This is a genomic window from Pseudomonas abietaniphila, assembly GCF_039697315.1.
Lineage (GTDB): Bacteria > Pseudomonadota > Gammaproteobacteria > Pseudomonadales > Pseudomonadaceae > Aquipseudomonas > Aquipseudomonas abietaniphila_B.
Window position 1 is genome coordinate 5,099,100 of the sequence record NZ_CP155619.1, and the last position, 18,012, is coordinate 5,117,111.

The window sequence follows — 18,012 nt, forward strand, 5'->3', positions numbered from 1 at the left end:
GCCGCACCGCCGCCAACTCCGGTACAAAAAACATCAAGAGTCATCCCACTCTCTTCCTGGAAATTTCCTACTTCCGTTAATGCGAGACTCGAATTCGCTGACAAATAAATGCCATTGAGAGGTCGCTTTCGATCGCATTCGTTTGCCTGCGAAACCCATGCATTGACGGACGTGCCGTGCTTAACGGCTCAGGGAGAGTTCATGTCATTCAACATCGCAGTGGCCGGTCTGCACGCGGCGCATAAACGAATGGAAGTTGCCGGCAATAACATTGCCAACGTCCATACCTCAGGTTTCAAGTCTTCGCGGGCGGAATTCGCCGCACTCTATTCATCGGCGGCGCTCGGTGGCAGCCGTTACGCTTCGGGCGATGGTGTACGCGTAGCGAACGTGTCACAAAACTTCGCGCAGGGCGGGGCGATTTCCAGCCAGGGGCGTGTGCTCGACATGCAGATCCAGGGTCAAGGCTTTTTCGTGATGAGCGACGGCGGCGCATTGAGCTACACGCGCTCGGGGGCCTTTCACATGGACAAGGAAAACTTCGTGGTCGATGCCCAGGGCAGTCGGTTGCAAGGGTACGGCGTCAACACCGAAGGCGAACTCATCAGCGGGGTGCGCAGTGACCTGAAAATCGACACCGCCAACCTTGCACCCCAGGCCACGAGCAAGATGGAGCAGACCGTGAACCTTGACGCCGCGACGGCTTCGCTGGCGGCTGTCCCGCGTTTCAATCCCGATGATGCGCGCACGTATACCCGCATGGTCAGCCGCACGATTCAGGATGCGGGCGTGCCGGAGGTGAAGGAGGTGCTGGGTGTCGATGCTGCGGGGAACAGCATCGTCGTTACGCCAGCAAAAGCCGCGGTGCCACCGCAGGATCATGAGCTCAAGCAATACTTCGTCAAACTCGACGACAACACCTGGACCTCTTACATCCTCATTGACGGCATCAACCCGTTGGATCCTTCGAACAGGTCGCCGCTGGAGGTGGGGTTGCACACCCAGCTCAACGGCGCGCTGTCCCTGACGGGCACTTCGGCGGCGATTGAAAAGACGTCCAACACTGAACTGGCATTGCGTGACTGGCGCCCGGCGATCAAGGTCAATGGCGGTTGGGTGCCGAGTGATGCGGCCAATGCCGGTCCGATTTCGATCCCGCTCAGCGATGCCAGCGGCAGTTTGCTCAGCCCGACGGACGCCGTCATCCCGCGTCCGGTCCCGATGTTCAATCCGAACGATCTGACGACCTACAGCAAGATGTTCACCTCCACGGTATTCGACAGCCTCGGCAACGGGCATCCGATGACGCAGTACTTCGTGAAGGACGGCAGCAACAGCTGGAAGATGCATGTGCTGGTCGACGGCCTGAACCCGCAGGATCCCAGTCGCAAGGACCCGGTCACGGCCAGCATGCTGTTCGACAGTCGGGGCAATTTGCAGTCGTTGGTCGGCGGTGCCGGTTTGTCGGGTGCCAACCAGACATTGACGCTGACGGGTTGGGTGCCGGCCAAGCCGCTGGAGGGTGGTCGTCCTGGCAGTTCGTGGGGCAGCAACGGCGCTTCGGCCAACGGTGACGGGATCGTCATAGACATGAGCAAGCTTAGTCAGTACCGCGCAGCTACGGCGTTGACCTCGCCGGTTGTGGATGGGCACGCGCCGGGGGAAATCCGAGCGATCTCGATTGATCGCACAGGCGTTATCAGCGCCGGTTTCAGCAACGGCCTCAACCGCAAGATCGGCCAGGTCATGCTCGCCAGCTTTGCCAACGATCAGGGGTTGCAGCCCATCACCGGCACACGGTGGAAGGAGACCCATGAGTCGGGCGTCGCCCAGTACGACGGGCCCGCCACCGGCAGTCTGGGCAGCATCGCCGGGCAGTCGCTGGAGGGCTCCAATGTTGATTTGTCGCAGGAGTTGGTGGAGCTGATTCAGGCGCAGACGGCCTATCAGGCGAACTCGAAAACGCTGTCCACCGAAGCCGAGTTGATGCAGACGTTAATTCGGGCGACATGATCGAGAGGGTGGCGTCGTGCGCGGATGCCGGGTGCGCCGCCTTTCCAAGGCTATCGAATAACCCTGTGGGAGCGAATTGATTCGCGATGCGGTCGATCTGGCGATGGATCTTTATCGCCTGCCCAGGCCTCTCGCGAATGAATGCGCTCCCACAGGCGTGGACTGGATGCTCGCTTAAAGGGTGGATGATTGTGTCAGCACCCGATTCAACTCAAATCGAACAATCAGACTTCACAAACCCTCTGCTGACCTTGGTCCAGCCCTTGCCGGGGCTGGTCTGTGCGCAGACGGTTTTATCCTTCCCCTGCCACAGGTAATACGGCGCTCGCGCGGCAACGGCCACGGTCGAGCAGGCGAGGAGGAGGGCGAAGACGAGCGGCAAACGCATGACAGTTTCCTGTGGCAAAAAAGGCCGGTGAGCGAACCGCTGCAATTATCGCTCCTCGGGTGAAGCGCCTCACGCGAAATTTTTGGCGGCGCTGACGACGGATTGCGTACAAAGCGGCGGTCCGCTGTCGCGGCCAGAAAACGTCTCGGTCGCCAGCAATGATTTGGCCCCGTAACCATTGGAAAATCAGCACTTTGTATCACCGCTGAAAAACTGGTTCGATTATTGCTATGACCTCTGCAGTACAGCTACAGGCGGCAAACGTCTGTCGGAGGAGGAAGACTGTGGACAAGTTGCTTTACGTGGCCATGAGCGGTGCGTCGGAAAACGCCATTGCGCAAAAGGCCCATGCCAACAACCTGGCGAACGTCTCGACCAACGGGTTTCAGCGCGACCTTGAACAGGCCCGCTCGATGCCGGTGTTTGGCGAGGTTAACCCGTCGCGCGCCTATGCCATGAGCGAGCGTCCGGGCACGGACTTCAGCCAGGGTTCGATGATCGACACCGGTCGTGAACTGGACGTTGCCGTCAAAGGCAATGGCTGGATGGCAGTCCAGACTCCCGACGGCGGCGAAGCCTATACCCGCACTTCCAGCATGAACATTGACGCCCTCGGCGTGCTGCGTGATGGCAATGGTTTGCCGGTCATGGGCAACAGCGGGCCGATTGCCGTGCCGCCTCAGCAGCAGATCGAGATCGGTGCCGACGGCACGATCAGCGTTCGTTCCCTGGGTGAAAGCCCGCAGGTGATGGCTGAGATTGACCGCATCAAGCTGGTCAAGCCGGACCTGGCGAACATGGAAAAAGGTCCCGACGGTCTGATGCACACCAAAGACGGCAAACCGGCGCAGGCCGATGCCGATGTGCAGGTGGAATCCGGGTTTCTGCAGTCGAGCAACGTCAACGCCGTCGAGGAAATGACCTCGGTGCTGGCGTTGTCCCGTCAATTCGAACTGCACATCAAGATGATGAAGACCGCCGAGCAGGATGACGAGTCGATGGCTCGCGTCTTGCAAATGGGCTAATGACTGACAGCTTGCGCCGATAATCAGGCGCTCGAGGAGAAACACGAATGCTTCCGGCACTCTATGTTGCGAAAACCGGCTTGGCGGCTCAGGACACCAACCTGACCACCATTTCGAACAACCTGGCCAACGTCTCGACCACCGGTTTCAAAAGTGATCGCGCCGAGTTCCAGGACCTGCTGTATCAGATCAAGCGTCAGCCAGGTGCTCAGTCCACTCAGGACAGCGAGCTGCCTTCCGGTCTGCAGCTGGGTACCGGTGTGCGCATCGTCGGCACGCAGAAAAACTTCACGGCGGGCAGCCTGCAAACCACCAACCAGCCGCTGGACATGGCGGTGAACGGCCGTGGTTTCTTCCAGATCCGTCAGCCTGACGGCACCCTGGCATACACCCGCGACGGTACGTTCCACCTCGACCAGAACGGCCAGATCGTGACCTCCAACGGTTATGCGCTGGAGCCTGCGATTGTCGTTCCACAAGACTCGCAGACCTTCACGGTCGGTGAAGATGGCACCGTGTCGATCACCACGTCGACCAACACCGCGACGCCACAGATCATCGGCAACATCCAGACCGCCGACTTCATCAACCCGGCCGGCCTGCAATCGCAAGGCGGCAACCTGTACCTGGAAACTGCTTCCAGCGGTGCGCCGCAGGTCGGTACGCCGGGCCTGAACGGTCTGGGCGTGGTCAAGCAGAACACCCTGGAAAACTCCAACGTCAGCACCGTGGAAGAGCTGGTGAACATGATCACCACTCAGCGCGCTTACGAGATGAATTCCAAAGTGATCTCGACCGCCGACTCGATGCTGCAGTACGTGACGCAGAACTTGTAATCCGGCGCTGTAAACGGAGCCTGAAACACCTGATGTTCTTCAATGAAACACCTGATCAATCCGATGGGGCGCCTGAAAACCGCCTGCTACACCGCGAGGTTTTAAGTGTCATGAAACGGCTTTCTGTATTGCGGCTTTCCCTGTTGGCAGCACCGCTGTGCGGTATCGCGCTGCTGACCGGTTGCGTTGCGCCTTCGGCCAAACCCAATGACCCTTACTACGCACCGGTGTTGCCACGAACGCCGCTGCCTTCGGCGGCGAACAACGGTTCGATCTATCAGGCCGGTTTCGAGCAGAACCTCTACGGCGACCGCAAGGCTTACCGGGTCGGTGACATCATCACCATCACCCTGTCCGAGAGAATGGCGGCCAGCAAGGCAGCCAGTTCCGGGATCAGCAAGACCAGCAAAACCAGTGTCGGCCTGACCTCGCTGTTCGGTGTGGGCGTGAACACCAACAACCCAGTGGGTGGTGGCGATCTGAGTCTGGACGCCGGCTACACCGGCGACCGCGCCACCAAGGGCGATGGCAAGGCCGCACAGAGCAACAGCCTGACCGGTTCGATCACCGTGACCGTGGCCGATGTGCTGCCTAACGGCATTCTGTCGGTGCGTGGCGAGAAATGGATGACGCTCAATACCGGCGACGAGCTGGTGCGTATCGCGGGCCTCATCCGTGCTGATGACATCGCCACTGACAACACCGTGTCGTCCACTCGCGTGGCCGATGCGCGCATCACATATTCCGGTACAGGGGCGTTTGCCGATTCCAGTCAGCCAGGCTGGTTCGACCGATTCTTCCTGAGCCCGTTGTTCCCTTTCTGATACCGGGATAGCCATGATCACGTTCAAGCAACTGATAGCGGCAGCGCTGCTGTTCACCACGGCCATCGGCGCACACGCCGAGCGCCTGAAGGACATCGCCAGCATTTCCGGCGTGCGGACCAACCAATTGATCGGTTACGGTCTGGTGGTGGGCCTGAACGGCACGGGTGACCAGACCACCCAGACGCCGTTCACCCTGCAGACCTTCAACAACATGCTTTCGCAGTTCGGCATCAAGGTGCCGGCGGGCTCGGGCACGGTGCAGCTGAAAAACGTTGCGGCCGTGGCGGTCTATGCCGACCTGCCACCGTTTGCCAAACCGGGTCAGCAGATCGACATCACCGTGTCGTCCATCGGTAACTCGAAAAGCCTGCGCGGCGGCAGCCTGTTGATGACCCCGATGAAAGGTATCGACGGCAACGTGTATGCGGTCGCTCAGGGCAACCTGGTGGTCGGCGGCTTCGATGCCGAAGGCCGTGACGGTTCCAAGATCACCGTCAACGTGCCGTCGTCGGGTCGTATCCCGGGCGGAGCATCGGTGGAACGCGCGGTGCCGAGCGGTTTCAACCAGGGCAACTCGCTGACGTTGAACCTCAATCGCAACGACTTCACCACCGCCAAGCGCATCGTCGACAAGATCAACGACATGCTTGGCCCTGGCGTTGCTCAGGCGCTGGACGGTGGTTCTGTACGCGTGACCGCGCCGCTGGACCCTAACCAGCGCGTCGATTACCTGTCGGTGCTGGAAAACCTGGAAATCGATCCGGGCCAGACCTCGGCCAAGGTCATCATCAACTCGCGAACCGGCACGATCGTCATCGGGCAGAACGTCAAGGTGTCGCCTGCTGCGGTCACCCACGGCAGCCTGACCGTGACCATTACCGAAGACCCGGTGGTAAGTCAGCCGGGTGCGTTCTCCAACGGCCAGACGGCCGTGGTCCCGCGTTCCAAGATCAACGCTCAGCAAGAGCTGCACCCGATGTTCAAGTTCGGTCCCGGCACCACGCTGGACGAAATCGTGCGTGCAGTTAACCAGGTGGGCGCAGCCCCGGGTGACTTGATGGCCATTCTCGAAGCACTCAAGCAGGCCGGCGCATTGCAAGCCGATCTGATCGTGATTTAAGGGCGCAGCGATGAGTATTCCAAGTGGCGGTCCGTCCAGTACTGCGGGTGATTCGGGAGCGTATACCGACCTCAATCGTCTGACCGCTTTGAAGACTGGCGACCGCGACAGCGATGCCAACCTGAAGAAAGTGGCGCAGGAATTCGAGTCGCTGTTCGTCAGCCAGATGCTCAAGGCCATGCGTTCGGCCAACGAAGTGCTGGCCAAGGACAACTCGATGAACACCGCGGCCACGCGGCAGTATCAGGACATGTACGACCAGCAGTTGTCGGTGAGCATGTCGCGCGAGGGCGGTGGTATCGGTTTGCAGGACGTGTTGATGCGTCAACTGTCCAAGAACAAGACCAGTGAAATCGCCCCTGCGACCAACGCACTCAATGCCGCTGCCAAGCCTGACGCCGCCTCGGCACCGTCAGGGCTGGCGACCCGCGTTGCCCAGCGTCCGCTGTGGGCCACTCGTTCCGTTGCCGCGCCTGCCACGTCGGCCGACGGCACGCCGCACAACGACGTCGCCGCGCTGAATTCCCGTCGTCTGTCGCTGCCCAGCAAGCTCAGCGACCGGATCCTGGCAGGCATCGTGCCGAACACCTCTGGCGCGCAGGATGCCGCTGCCAGTGCGACCACGCTGAAGAATCGCATCGCTGTTTCCAATGCCGTCGACGCTGCCAAAAAAGCCGGCAGTCAGGGCAATGGCGACTGGACCATCGGCCCGGAATTCACCGCCCAGGCCAATGCCTATGTGCGCAGCCGGGTGCAGACCCCGTTGGCGCCGGGCAAGGCGGCGTTTGCCAATGCCGACGAATTTGTCTCGACCATGCTGCCGCTGGCCAAGGACGCCGCCGCGCGTATCGGCGTCGATCCGACCGTGCTCGTGGCGCAGGCTGCGCTGGAAACCGGCTGGGGCAAATCGATCATGCGTCAGTCCGACGGCAGCAGCAGTCACAACCTGTTCGGCATCAAGGCACAGGGTAACTGGCAAGGCCCTGAAGCCCGCGCGATCACCAGCGAGTTCCGTGACGGCAAGATGGTCAAGGAGACGGCGGACTTCCGTTCCTACGACTCCTACGCCAGCAGCTTCCATGACCTGGTGAGCTTCCTGCAGAACAACAATCGCTATCAAGCCACGCTGAAGTCGGCCGATAACCCGGAACAGTTTGTGAAAGAGCTGCAGAAGGCCGGTTACGCCACGGACCCGGACTATGCCAGCAAGATTTCTCAAATAGCGAAACAGATGAAGAGTTACCAGAACTACGCAGCCGCAGCGGGCTCTTCCACGACTTTATAAGGTTTGAACCATGTCACTGATTTCAATTGGGCTTTCGGGACTGAACGCCAGCAGTGCAGCGATGACCACCATCGGCAACAACACTGCGAACGTTGATACGCTGGGTTACTCGCGTCAGCAGGTGATGACCACCTCCGGTGCGCAGCAGAACATCGGCGTGGGTTTCATCGGCACCGGTACCACGCTGTCCGACGTGCGCCGTATCTACAACGGCTTCCTGAATACCCAAGTGCAAAGCAGTACATCGCTCAATTCCGACGCCCAGGCGTACCTGGGGCAGGCGAGCAAGCTGGACTCGATCCTGTCGGACAGCTCGACCGGGATCAGTACGGTCTTGAGCAAGTTTTTCAGCAATCTGCAGCTGCTGTCGAAATCACCGAACGACTCGTCTGCGCGCACTAACTTTCTGACCAGCGCCTCAGCGTTGGCAGGGCAGTTCAACGCCATCTCTTCGCAGATGAAGGACCAGAATGCGAGCGTCAACACCCAGTTGACCTCGCTTTCAGGTCAGGTGAACTCGCTGGCGTCTTCGATTGCCAACCTGAACTCGCAGATCACGCAGGCCAAAGCCACGGGTGCCGAGCCCAACTCGCTTCTCGACTCCCGTGACGAAGCGGTGCGCCAGCTCAACGATCTGGTAGGCGCCAAGGTCGTCGACAACAACGGCAGCTACGACATCTACATCGGTACCGGTCAGCCGCTGGTCACGGGCAACAAGGCCAACACGCTGAGTGCCGGCCCAAGCGACAGCGACCCGAACGTCTACTCGCTAAAGCTCAATTACCAGAACAGCAGCGTCGACGTATCGTCGGTCGTGACCGGCGGCACCATCGGCGGTCTGCTGCGCTATCGCAGCGACGTGTTGCAGCCTGCGCAAAATGAGCTGGGCCGTCTGGCGCTGGTGGTCTCCGACCAGATGAACCAGCAGATGAATCAAGGTGTGGACGCCAACGGCGACTTCGGCTCGAACCTGTTCAACAGCATCAACAACCCGAGCCTGACCAGCCAGCGCAGCATTGCCACCAAGGGCAACAGCGCAGGCTCCGGCAACCTGGACGTGACCATCGCCAACACGGGCGCTTTGACGACCAACGATTATCAGGTGACGTTTACCAGCGCCACCGGTTACAGCGTCACCCGGCTGCCGGACGGCAAGGACATGGGTGCCTACAGCACGACCACGACGCCGCCTCCGGTCATCGACGGCTTCTCGCTGAAGCTGAGCGGTGGTGCGGTGGCTGCCGGTGACAGCTTCAAGGTCAGCCCGACGAACACTGCCGCCAGCGGTATCAAGACGGTGATGACCGATCCGAAGACCCTCGCCGTGGCCGCGCCGCTGACAGGTACGACCGGCAGTAACACCGGCACCGGCACGTTCTCCCAACCAACCCTGAACACCCAGGCCGATATCTACAACCCCACGGCCACCGCGGACATGCGCAAGGCGATTGGCGGCGCGACGCCGATGCGCCTGTTGATGGGGGCGGTCTCGGGTGGCGCTCAGGCGTACTCGCTGGTCGATGCCAACGGAGCGGCGGTCAAGGACAAGAACGGCAACCCGATCACCGGCAGTATCGTTCAGGGCCAGAACAACGACATCAGCATGGAAGTGGGTTACACCGACTCTTCCGGCACCGCGCAGTCCTTCAAGATCGGCATGTCTATCTCTGGGACACCGGAATCGGGTGACACCTACAGCATCAACCTGACCGGTGCGGGCTCCTCCGACAACCGCAACGCTGAAGTTGCAATGGGCCTGCAAACCAAGCAGACGATAGACACGGCCTCGGGCAACGGCACTGGCATGAGCATGAGCGATGCCAACAGCAAGATGATCACGACGGTCGGGTCTCAGGCCGCCCAAGCCAAGGACGATGCCACGGCGACCACGGCCGTACTGGCCCAGGCGAAAAGCTCGCGGGACAGTGTCTCGGGCGTTTCGCTGGATGAAGAAGCCGCCAACCTGGTCAAGTACCAGCAGTACTACACCGCGTCGTCGCAGATCATCAAAGCGGCTCAAGCCATCTTCAGCACGCTGATCAACAGTCTTTAAGGGGTCGTAATCCATGCGTATTTCTACTTCTCAGTTTTACGAAACCAGCGCTGCAAACTACTCGCGCACCTATGCCAACGTCACCAAGACCGGTGACGAAGTCGCCAGTCAGATCAAGCTCAACACGGCTGCCGATGACCCGGTGGGTGCGGCGCGCGTGCTGCAGTTGCAGCAGATGGGCACGATGCTCAATCAGTACAAGTCCAACATCGACACCATCAACACCGGCGTGGTGAACACCGAAACCGCGCTGAACGCGATCACCTCGTCCATTCAACGTGCTCAGGAGCTGGTGTTGGCGGCGGGGAACGCCACCTACACCGACAAAGACCGTCAGGCCAGCGCCGCCGAGCTCAAAGAATTGCAGACGCAAATCCTGGGCCTGATGAACAGCAAGGATGCCAATGGCTCCTACCTGTTCTCCGGCTCGAAATCCAGCACGCCGCCGTATGCGGTCAACCCGGATGGCACCTACAGCTACCAGGGCGACCAGACGCGCAACACACTGGCGATCGGCAGCGGCATCAGCATGGCCAGCAACACGACAGGCTGGGATGCGTTCGAGCAGGCGGTCAACACCACGCGCACCTCGACCACGCGCACCTCCCCGGCGACCGACGACGGCATCGTTTCGTTGTCCGGCGGCAGCGTCAGCAATTCGGCCGATTACAACAGCAAGTTCACGGCGGGCCAGCCTTACAGCATTACCTTCACGAGCAGCACGCAGTACAAAATTACGGACGGTTCCGGGGCAGACGTCACGGCCGAAGCCACCTCCGCCGGCAAATTCAGCTCCACCAGCGCAGCCAACCAGACCATCGGCTTCCGTGGCCTGGAACTGAACCTGAACATCAACCTGACCGATGCGCAGTACGCGGATTCGTCGTTGGCCGATACGGCCCTGACCACGCCCGCGCACAGCTTCCAGTTGGCCGTGTCTCCGAGTACCGTCAGCACGGCGCGTCTGCCGGGTAACCCGTCGACCACCGTGATCACCGGATCCACGGTCACGGACCAGGCCACGTTCGACAAGACGTTCCCATCCGGCGGCGCCATTCTTCGATTCACCAGCGCCACCAACTTCGATCTGTACGCAGCACCTTACGACCCGGCCACCAGCTCGCCGGTGTCCAGCGGCACCCTGAGCGGCACGCCGGTCGCCAACCAGGCGGTTGCAGCGGGTGTGACCTTCACGCTCAGCGGTACACCACCTGCGCCGGTCGCAGGTGATCAATTCACCGCTCAGTCGTCGAGTCAGCAGACCCAGAACGTACTGAACACGTTGTCGAACATGATCACTGCACTCAACGGCAAGGTCGATGGCGACCCCGTCGCGAAGCAGAACCTGCAAGCCACCTTGACCTCGACCATTGGCAACCTGACAAGCGCGGCCAACCAGATCAACGACGCGGTGAGCGACGGCGGCGCGCGAGCAAGAACCGCGACTGATCAGGGTGTGACCAACCAGAATCTGCTCGACAACGGTACCACCGAGTCGAGCACGATCACGGCGTCTGACCCGGTGGATGCCATTGCGCGTCTGACCTTGCAGAAAACCATGCTGCAGGCCTCGCAACTGGTGTTTACCCAACTGTCCGCGCTGAACCTGTTCAGCAAGTTGTAATCGCACCACCGGAAGGCGGCGCCCTGTGTTTCAGGCGCCGCCGCCGCTGAGCATCAACCGTTATTGTCAGCGGTTAGGCCGATCCTTGGAGCAAGGGGAGGCGCCGCTCGTGAGCCCGCCCGTGAATTCAGTTCCTCTCGTCAGCATCGTCATTCCCGCCTACAACCCCCGTTTCTTTCAAGCGGCACTTGCCAGCGCTCTGACCCAGACGTACAGCCGCCTGGAAGTCATCGTCTGTGACGACTCCCGTGACAACGAGATCAGCGACATCGTCGAGAGTCTCCGCGCGCTGAGCACCGTGCAATTGCGCTATGTGCGCAATTCTCAGCGCCTGGGATTTGTTGGCAACCTGAAACAATGCTTGTCCCAGGCGCGTGGTGAATACATCAAGTTTCTGTGCGACGACGATCGTCTGTTCCCCGGGTGTGTGACGCTGCAGGCCCAGGGCTTCGATCAGAACGCTGACGTGAACCTGGTGCTGGCGCAGCGTTTTCTGTGGGATGCGGACAGCATCCAGCTGCCTTCACGCCTCGAAAACACCCCGGTGGCTCCCAAAAACTCAGTGTTTCTGGGCACTGACATGCTGGCGATTTTCGAGAATTTCCCCTCCAATTTTCTCGGCAGTTTCACCAGTGCCCTGTTTCGGCGTGCGGACGTCGAGGCGTTCTTTCCGGCGCTGACGGGGGCAGAGCAGGGCTTCGCTGCCATGCTCGATCTGGCGCTTTATACCTGTCTGCTGCGTCGCGGCAATCTGGTGGTGCTCAACCAGGTATTGAGCGTGGAGCGTCTTCATCCGGAGCGTCTGAGCCGCCAGCAAGCGATGCGCACCGCCGCCGTCAATGAGCTGCAATGGCTGGTGGACCTGCTCAAGGCACGCACCAGCGAGCCGCCCCCGGCCCAGGGTTGGGTCCGGTATGTGGAGCTGGAGAATGCGGGCAAGCAGCCGCGTGTCTGGGAGGAATTGGCGCTGAGCCGAACGTTGGGCAGTCAGCAGGCCGTGTTGCCACTCAAGGTCGGTGTCGACAGCCAGAGCTTCGCCGAGTTGTACGCCCAATGGCTCAGTTGCCGCACCTTCACGCCGCAGCAGCTGGCCTTGCTGCCTGACCGGCTGCATCGCTTGCCGATGCAGCCGAAAATCGTCGCAGTGGTCGTCGACGACCATAACCGCAGTGCCCGTCGTACGCTGACGCTCGACAGCCTCGCCGAACAGTTTTATCCGGCAGAACTTGTACTCTTGCTGAGCGAGTCGGTCAGCGAGCCAGTGCTGGAAGACCGTGTGTTCAAGCTGCCGTTGGAGAGCGACTGGCATACACAGTTGAACGGTTTACTGGCTCAGCTTGAGGGCGCGGATTGGTTCTATCTGCTCCGTGCAGGTGACCGTTTGGTCCGCCCGGCGTTGCTCACCCTGGCCGATCGCATTGCCACCTCGCCTCAACTGGCGTGTCTCTACAGTGACGAAGGTGCGCTTCGTGAGGGCGAGTCGGCGGAGCCGGTGTTCAAACCGGCATTCAACCTCGATTTTTTGCGCAGCTATCCCTACGTTGGCCGAGCGCTGGCATTCAACCGTCAGCGTTTCCTGGACCTCGGTGGATTCGACGCCGATTTCGGCGAAATGGCACCCCATGACACGTTGTGGCGTCTGGTTGAGGCTGACGGCGACGCGGCGGTCGGCCATGTGGCCGACCTGCTGCTGGAAAGCCAGTTCCCGTTGGGCCAATGGCTGACGTCCAGTGCCGTGATCGAGCAGAATCCGCGTGTGGTGCACGCGCATCTGCAACGTTGCGGTATCGCCCACCAGATTCGTCAGGGCCATCAGGCGCTGTTGAACCGTATCGACTACCGCCATGACGATCAGCCACGGGTGTCGATCATCGTCAGCCATCGTAATCAGTTGGCCGCGTTGCAGCGCTGTTTTGAAACCGTGCTTGAGCACACTGCGTACGCTCATTACGAACTGCTGATCATCGACAACGCCAGCGACAGCCCTGATGCGCTGGCCTGGTTGAACGAGCTGGCCGGTATGGGGGGCGACAAGGTGAGGGTGTTGTTATGCGAACAGCAGACCAGCATCACGCACTTGCGCAATCTGGCGGCCCTTCATGCACGCGGCGAATACCTGCTGATGCTGAACCCCTACATCGTCATCACTCAGGGGGATTGGCTGGACGAGCTGCTGATCCATGCACAACGGCCTGAGGTCGGTGTGGTCAGCGGCAAACTGTTCGATCCCAATGGCGCCATCGTTCATGCGGGCCTGATCCTGGGGCTGCAGAATGCCGCAGCGACGCCGTTCTACGGGGAGTCACTTCAGGCACCGGGTTACATGCAGCGCTTGCAGGTGGTTCAGGACCTGAGTGCCGTCGGTCCGGCCTGCCTGATGGTGCGCAAGTCGGTGTTCGATCAGGCGGGTACGCTGGACGCTGACGCGTTCGCCGATACGTTCAGTGAAGTGGACCTGTGCCTGCGCATTCGTCAACTCGGCTACCGGGTGGTCTGGACGCCGTATGCGGTGATGGCGCTGGGCGATCAATCGGGCAGGCCGGTGGATGAGGCGGCCCAGAAAAGGCGCACCCAGGAGCTCGAAACGTTGTACCTGCGCTGGTTGCCGATCATTGCCCGAGACCCTGCCTACAACCCGAGCCTGACGCTGGACGCTTACAGCTTCCGCCTTGATCCTGGCCTGCGCACGGGGTGGTCGCCGTTCTCCGAACGCTCGTTACCCAGTGTGCTGGCGTTGCCGATGAACGCGACCGCAGTGGGTCATTATCGGGTGACCCAACCGTTTACCGAGCTGGCCGCTGCGGACAGGATCATAGGGCAGATCTCGTACGATGCACCCACCACCATCGAGCTGGAGCGTCGGTCGCCCGACGTCATTGTGCTACAGGGGCGTTATCACGAAGCGTCCATGGAAGACACGGTGCGATTGAAGACCTTCTCGAATGCGCGTCGGATTTTTGAGCTTGATGACTACGTGATCAGCGTGCCAAAGAAAAACGCCCATGGCCGACACATGCCCACTAACCTGGAGGCAGTGGTGCGCCGGGGGATCAGTCTGTGTGACCGCGTTGTCGTGTCGACCCAGGCATTGGGCAATGCGTTGTCGTCGATGCATCACGACATTCGTGTGGTGCCGAACATGCTTGCACCCCACTTGTGGACGGGGCGTCGGGCGCAGCGTCGCACGTCGTTCAAGCCGCGAGTGGGCTGGGGCGGGGGCACCAGTCATGGCGGCGATCTGGAGATCATTGCGCAGGTCATCCGAGAACTGGCCGACGAGGTGGATTGGGTGTTCTTCGGCATGTGCCCTGAAGAACTGCGGCCATACCTCAAGGAGTTTCATGCGGCTGTAAGTCTTGAGGCTTACCCGGCCAAGTTGTCCAGTCTCAACCTCGACCTGGCACTGGCGCCGCTGGAGTACCACATTTTCAACGACTGCAAGAGCAACCTGCGTCTGCTGGAGTATGGCGCGTGCGGCTATCCGGTGATCTGCACGGATACCGAGGCCTACCGGGGCTACTTGCCGTGTACCCGCATTACCACCAACTCCACCCAAGAGTGGCTGGAAGCGATTCGCATGCACCTCGCGGACCCTGATGCGAGCTATCGCATGGGGGACGAACTGCACGAAGCGGTAATGCGCGACTTCATGCTGCGCGGCGATAACCTTCAATATTGGGTCAACGGCTGGCTGGCGGACTAGGCATCGGTTGCTTGCACGGGCCGCTGATGGACCCACACCAGCGAACCGAGCTGGCGCGTTTCCTGCAATCTCCCCTGAATAACGTCATGCACCGCAGATTTTCCGGCGCGGTGCATGGCCTGTGAGGCCGATTATCAAGGCCTCGACTTCAATTTCGGTGGGGATGGGCAATGTCCGGCGTTACGACTCAAGCGTCCAGTGTCAAAAAAACCGCAGCGTCAAGCGAGCTCAATACACTGGTCGTGCTGACGCAAGACCGGTCTGACTTTTTGCGTCGCACGCTGCAGTACTACCGTGCTTACGCCGGCCCGGTGCTGGTGCTGGACTCATCGCTTCTGGCAGAGGGCGATGATCGCATCCGCGCACCCCTGGTCACTTACTTGCACGTGCCACAGCTCGCCCAGGCCAGTGAGCAAGACAAGCGTGCCCATGTTGCCGAGCTTGTCACCACGCCTTACCTGACCTTTGCTCATGATGATGACTTCATCCTCCCGGGCGCGATGGCCGAGAGCGTGAGTTTTTTGCAGGACCATCCTGACTACGGTTTCTGTCACGGTTATTCGCTCAGCTATCGCAGTACCGGTCATCAGGTCGACTACTTCCGTCGTGATAAAAAAGTCCAGGAAGATTTCAGCTCAGCGAACGTGCAGGAGCGAATTCTGCAGGCGATGGGCGCATTCATCTCGCCGTTTCACGCCGTCACGCGTACCGAGTTGCTGCGTCATTGGTACCGATCCATGCCGCAAGGCATCAGTGCGCAATGGCACGAAACCGGCGTCGCCTGGTACCTGTTCGCCAGCGCCAAGGCGCGCGTGCTGCCGGTGCCTTACGCGGTGCGCGAAGTGGCGGATGCCCCCGCTCGCAACAAGGCGCAACAGGTCGCCGCGTTGAGCAATGCCGATCCGGCATCCAAGGCCACCCGGGAATCGTTCGCCGAGTTTCTGGCCTCTATGTCAAAGACGGCGTTGGGGCACGACGCGCGGGCTGCGCAAGGGTTTGTACTCAAAAGCTTCGAGACACTGCTCAAATGTGTTCGTGAGGACGCCGCCTCGGCCCATGAACTGATTGTCGAGTCAACGTGGAAAAGCCCGCTGGCCGATCCGGTCCGACAGTTCGGCTCGAATCAGTACGTCGAGTTGCCTTTCTACAATCAGACGTTCTTCGACCAGTTGGCCGACATCGAATTTCTCATCGGTGCGATTCCAGCGGGCGATGCGCAGCTGCAAGCGCTGGAAGGGGCCTGGGTCTTGCAGGAGCAGCTATTGGCGCGGCATGACAACGATACGCCGGAGACCATCACCGACCGCCTGTGGAAAGCGCTGGACATCAACGTGTTTAACACGGCAGTGGTTGCGCACCTGGCCGATCAACTGGATACGCTCAATGAGCCGGACGAAGCGCGCGGCATGCATGCCTGGCTGCAACGTCTGGGTGAGGTCGCCACCGTTGATCGTCATCAATTGTTGCAAGCCACGCCGTCAGGGCAATTGCTCAATTGGCTGGATGCCCGTCGTCCGAGCGCCGACGAGGCCGCTCGAGCTAACGCGTCCCTGAGCCGTCGCGGCGCAGCGCCTCAGCTCGGCATCTTTCTGCTTGACCTTGACGACGATCTGGAAAAACTTCAGATCACCCTGGACAGCCTCGTCGAGGGTGCTTATCGGTCGTTCAAGATTGTCGTGTTCACCACAGGCGAGCCACCGGTGGCGACCTCGGTTCAGAACACGCTGCATTTCGTCAAAGTCAGCAAAAGCAACTATGTCGACAAACTCAATCAGATCGCACGGCAGTCGACGTCCACCTGGTTGCTGCTGGCAGAGGCGGGCGATCAGTTCATATCCAGCGGCCTGCTGCGTGCCGCGCTGGAGTTGCAGGATGCGCCGCAGGTGCGTGCGGTGGCGGGCGATGAAATCCAGCGCTCGTCCAATGGCGCGCTGAAGGACGTCTTCAGGCCTGGATTCAATCTCGATCTGCTGCTGCGTGTTCCAGCGTTGATGGCTCGCCATTGGTTGGTGCGTAAGGATGTGCTGCTTGATGTCGGCGGTTACTCCCCGGATTACGCGGGCGCTCTTGAGTTCGATCTCTTGCTGCGCATCATCGAACAGGGCGGCCCTGCGTGGCTCGCACACCTGGATGAGCCGCTGTTGATCGCTGACGCGCCGAGCCTGCAAGACAATGCTGATGAGCGGCTGACGCTCACCCGGCACCTCAGTGCGCTGGGTTACAAGGCTCAAGTCACCTCATCGTTGCCGGGCACCTGGCAGATTGACTACCGCCACAGCGAGCGCCCCCTGGTCTCGCTGATCCTGCGCAGTGAGGATAATCAGGCTCAGCTGCAACGTTGCCTGACAGCCATCCTGCAGCGCACGCGCTATACCCGTTATGAGGTGCTGATCGCCGACAACGGGAGTCAGTCCGATGAGCTGCACGAATGGCTCGACCGCCAACAGCAGCAGAACAAACGTATTCGTATCCTGCGCAGTGAGCAACGTCTGAGCGATGCGGCATTGGCCAACACCGCCTCGCAGCACGCCGAAGGTGAATACCTCGTCTTCTTGTCGCCGGAGAGTGAGGTGGTCAATCCAAACTGGATCGACGCGCTCCTCAATCACGCCATGCGTCCAGAAGTGGGTGTAGTGGGCGCCAAGCTGATCGATCGCGAGGGTGCGGTCACTGGCGCGGGTCTGATTCTGGGTATGAACGGAGCAGTCGGATCGGCTTTCCTGGGGCAGGCCAAAGATGCGCCGGGTTACCTGCAACGCCTGATGCTGGAGCAGAACTATTCGGCGGTGAGCGGGGCCTGCCTGATGGTGCGCAAGGCGCTGTTCAACGCCGTGGACGGCTTCGATGACGATCGGTTTGCCGACGCGTACGCAGACGTCGATCTGTGCCTGAAAATCGGCCAGAACGGGTTCCTGACCGTTTGGACCCCTCAGGTGCACATCATTCACCCAGGCCACCAGCCTGACGCTCCGACGGCGCTGGCTGCCGTGCAGGAAAAGTGGGCCGGCGCGTTCGCTCACGACCTGGCCTATAACCAGAATCTGGCATTGACCGGAACCGGCTTCACCCTAGGCGCTGCCAGCGGTGTGAACTGGCAGCAGTGGCTCGTCTGAAGTCGCCTCGTTAAAGGACACCGTT

11 protein-coding genes are annotated in these 18,012 nt (G+C 60.6%); 10 read left to right on the top strand and 1 reads right to left on the bottom strand.

Annotation, left to right across the window (positions count from 1 at the left end; genetic code table 11):
* The first annotated feature begins 201 nt into the window (after window positions 1-201).
* A complete protein-coding gene (locus tag ABDX87_RS22470; RefSeq protein WP_346829841.1) occupies window positions 202-2,013 on the top strand; it encodes a flagellar hook protein FlgE in 1,812 nt (603 codons plus the stop codon).
* Window positions 2,014-2,224: 211 nt separating this feature from the next.
* Here ABDX87_RS22470 and ABDX87_RS22475 read toward each other — a convergent pair whose 3' ends face one another.
* The gene (locus ABDX87_RS22475) at window positions 2,225-2,401 is read right to left on the bottom strand and encodes a hypothetical protein (RefSeq protein WP_346829842.1); all 177 of its coding nucleotides are present in this window, start codon (window positions 2,399-2,401) and stop codon (window positions 2,225-2,227) included.
* 284 nt (window positions 2,402-2,685) lie between these two features.
* Between ABDX87_RS22475 and ABDX87_RS22480 the strand changes: the two genes are divergently transcribed.
* From ABDX87_RS22480 to ABDX87_RS22520, 9 genes are all read left to right on the top strand, one after another.
* Complete coding sequence (locus tag ABDX87_RS22480; protein WP_346829843.1) at window positions 2,686-3,426, top strand: flagellar basal body rod protein FlgF; 741 nt, start codon at window positions 2,686-2,688, stop codon at window positions 3,424-3,426.
* A 47-nt stretch (window positions 3,427-3,473) separates the two neighbouring features.
* Complete coding sequence (gene flgG, locus ABDX87_RS22485) at window positions 3,474-4,262, top strand: flagellar basal-body rod protein FlgG (protein WP_346829844.1); 789 nt, start codon at window positions 3,474-3,476, stop codon at window positions 4,260-4,262.
* Between the two features lie 110 nt (window positions 4,263-4,372).
* A complete protein-coding gene (gene flgH, locus ABDX87_RS22490; RefSeq protein ID WP_346829845.1) occupies window positions 4,373-5,086 on the top strand; it encodes a flagellar basal body L-ring protein FlgH in 714 nt (237 codons plus the stop codon).
* 13 nt (window positions 5,087-5,099) lie between these two features.
* Complete coding sequence (locus ABDX87_RS22495; protein WP_346829846.1) at window positions 5,100-6,209, top strand: flagellar basal body P-ring protein FlgI; 1,110 nt, start codon at window positions 5,100-5,102, stop codon at window positions 6,207-6,209.
* A 10-nt stretch (window positions 6,210-6,219) separates the two neighbouring features.
* Window positions 6,220-7,494, top strand: coding sequence for a flagellar assembly peptidoglycan hydrolase FlgJ (gene flgJ, locus ABDX87_RS22500; protein WP_346829847.1), 1,275 nt, complete (start codon window positions 6,220-6,222; stop codon window positions 7,492-7,494).
* 10 nt (window positions 7,495-7,504) lie between these two features.
* A complete protein-coding gene (flgK, locus tag ABDX87_RS22505; protein ID WP_346829848.1) occupies window positions 7,505-9,547 on the top strand; it encodes a flagellar hook-associated protein FlgK in 2,043 nt (680 codons plus the stop codon).
* A 13-nt stretch (window positions 9,548-9,560) separates the two neighbouring features.
* Complete coding sequence (locus tag ABDX87_RS22510; RefSeq protein ID WP_346829849.1) at window positions 9,561-11,171, top strand: flagellar hook-associated protein 3; 1,611 nt, start codon at window positions 9,561-9,563, stop codon at window positions 11,169-11,171.
* Window positions 11,172-11,292: 121 nt separating this feature from the next.
* Window positions 11,293-14,874 (top strand): glycosyltransferase, encoded by a 3,582-nt coding sequence (locus ABDX87_RS22515; protein ID WP_346829850.1) that lies wholly within the window; start codon window positions 11,293-11,295, stop codon window positions 14,872-14,874.
* A gap of 170 nt (window positions 14,875-15,044) precedes the next feature.
* The gene (locus ABDX87_RS22520) at window positions 15,045-17,987 is read left to right on the top strand and encodes a TIGR00180 family glycosyltransferase (protein ID WP_346829851.1); all 2,943 of its coding nucleotides are present in this window, start codon (window positions 15,045-15,047) and stop codon (window positions 17,985-17,987) included.
* The last annotated feature ends 25 nt before the right edge of the window (window positions 17,988-18,012 follow it).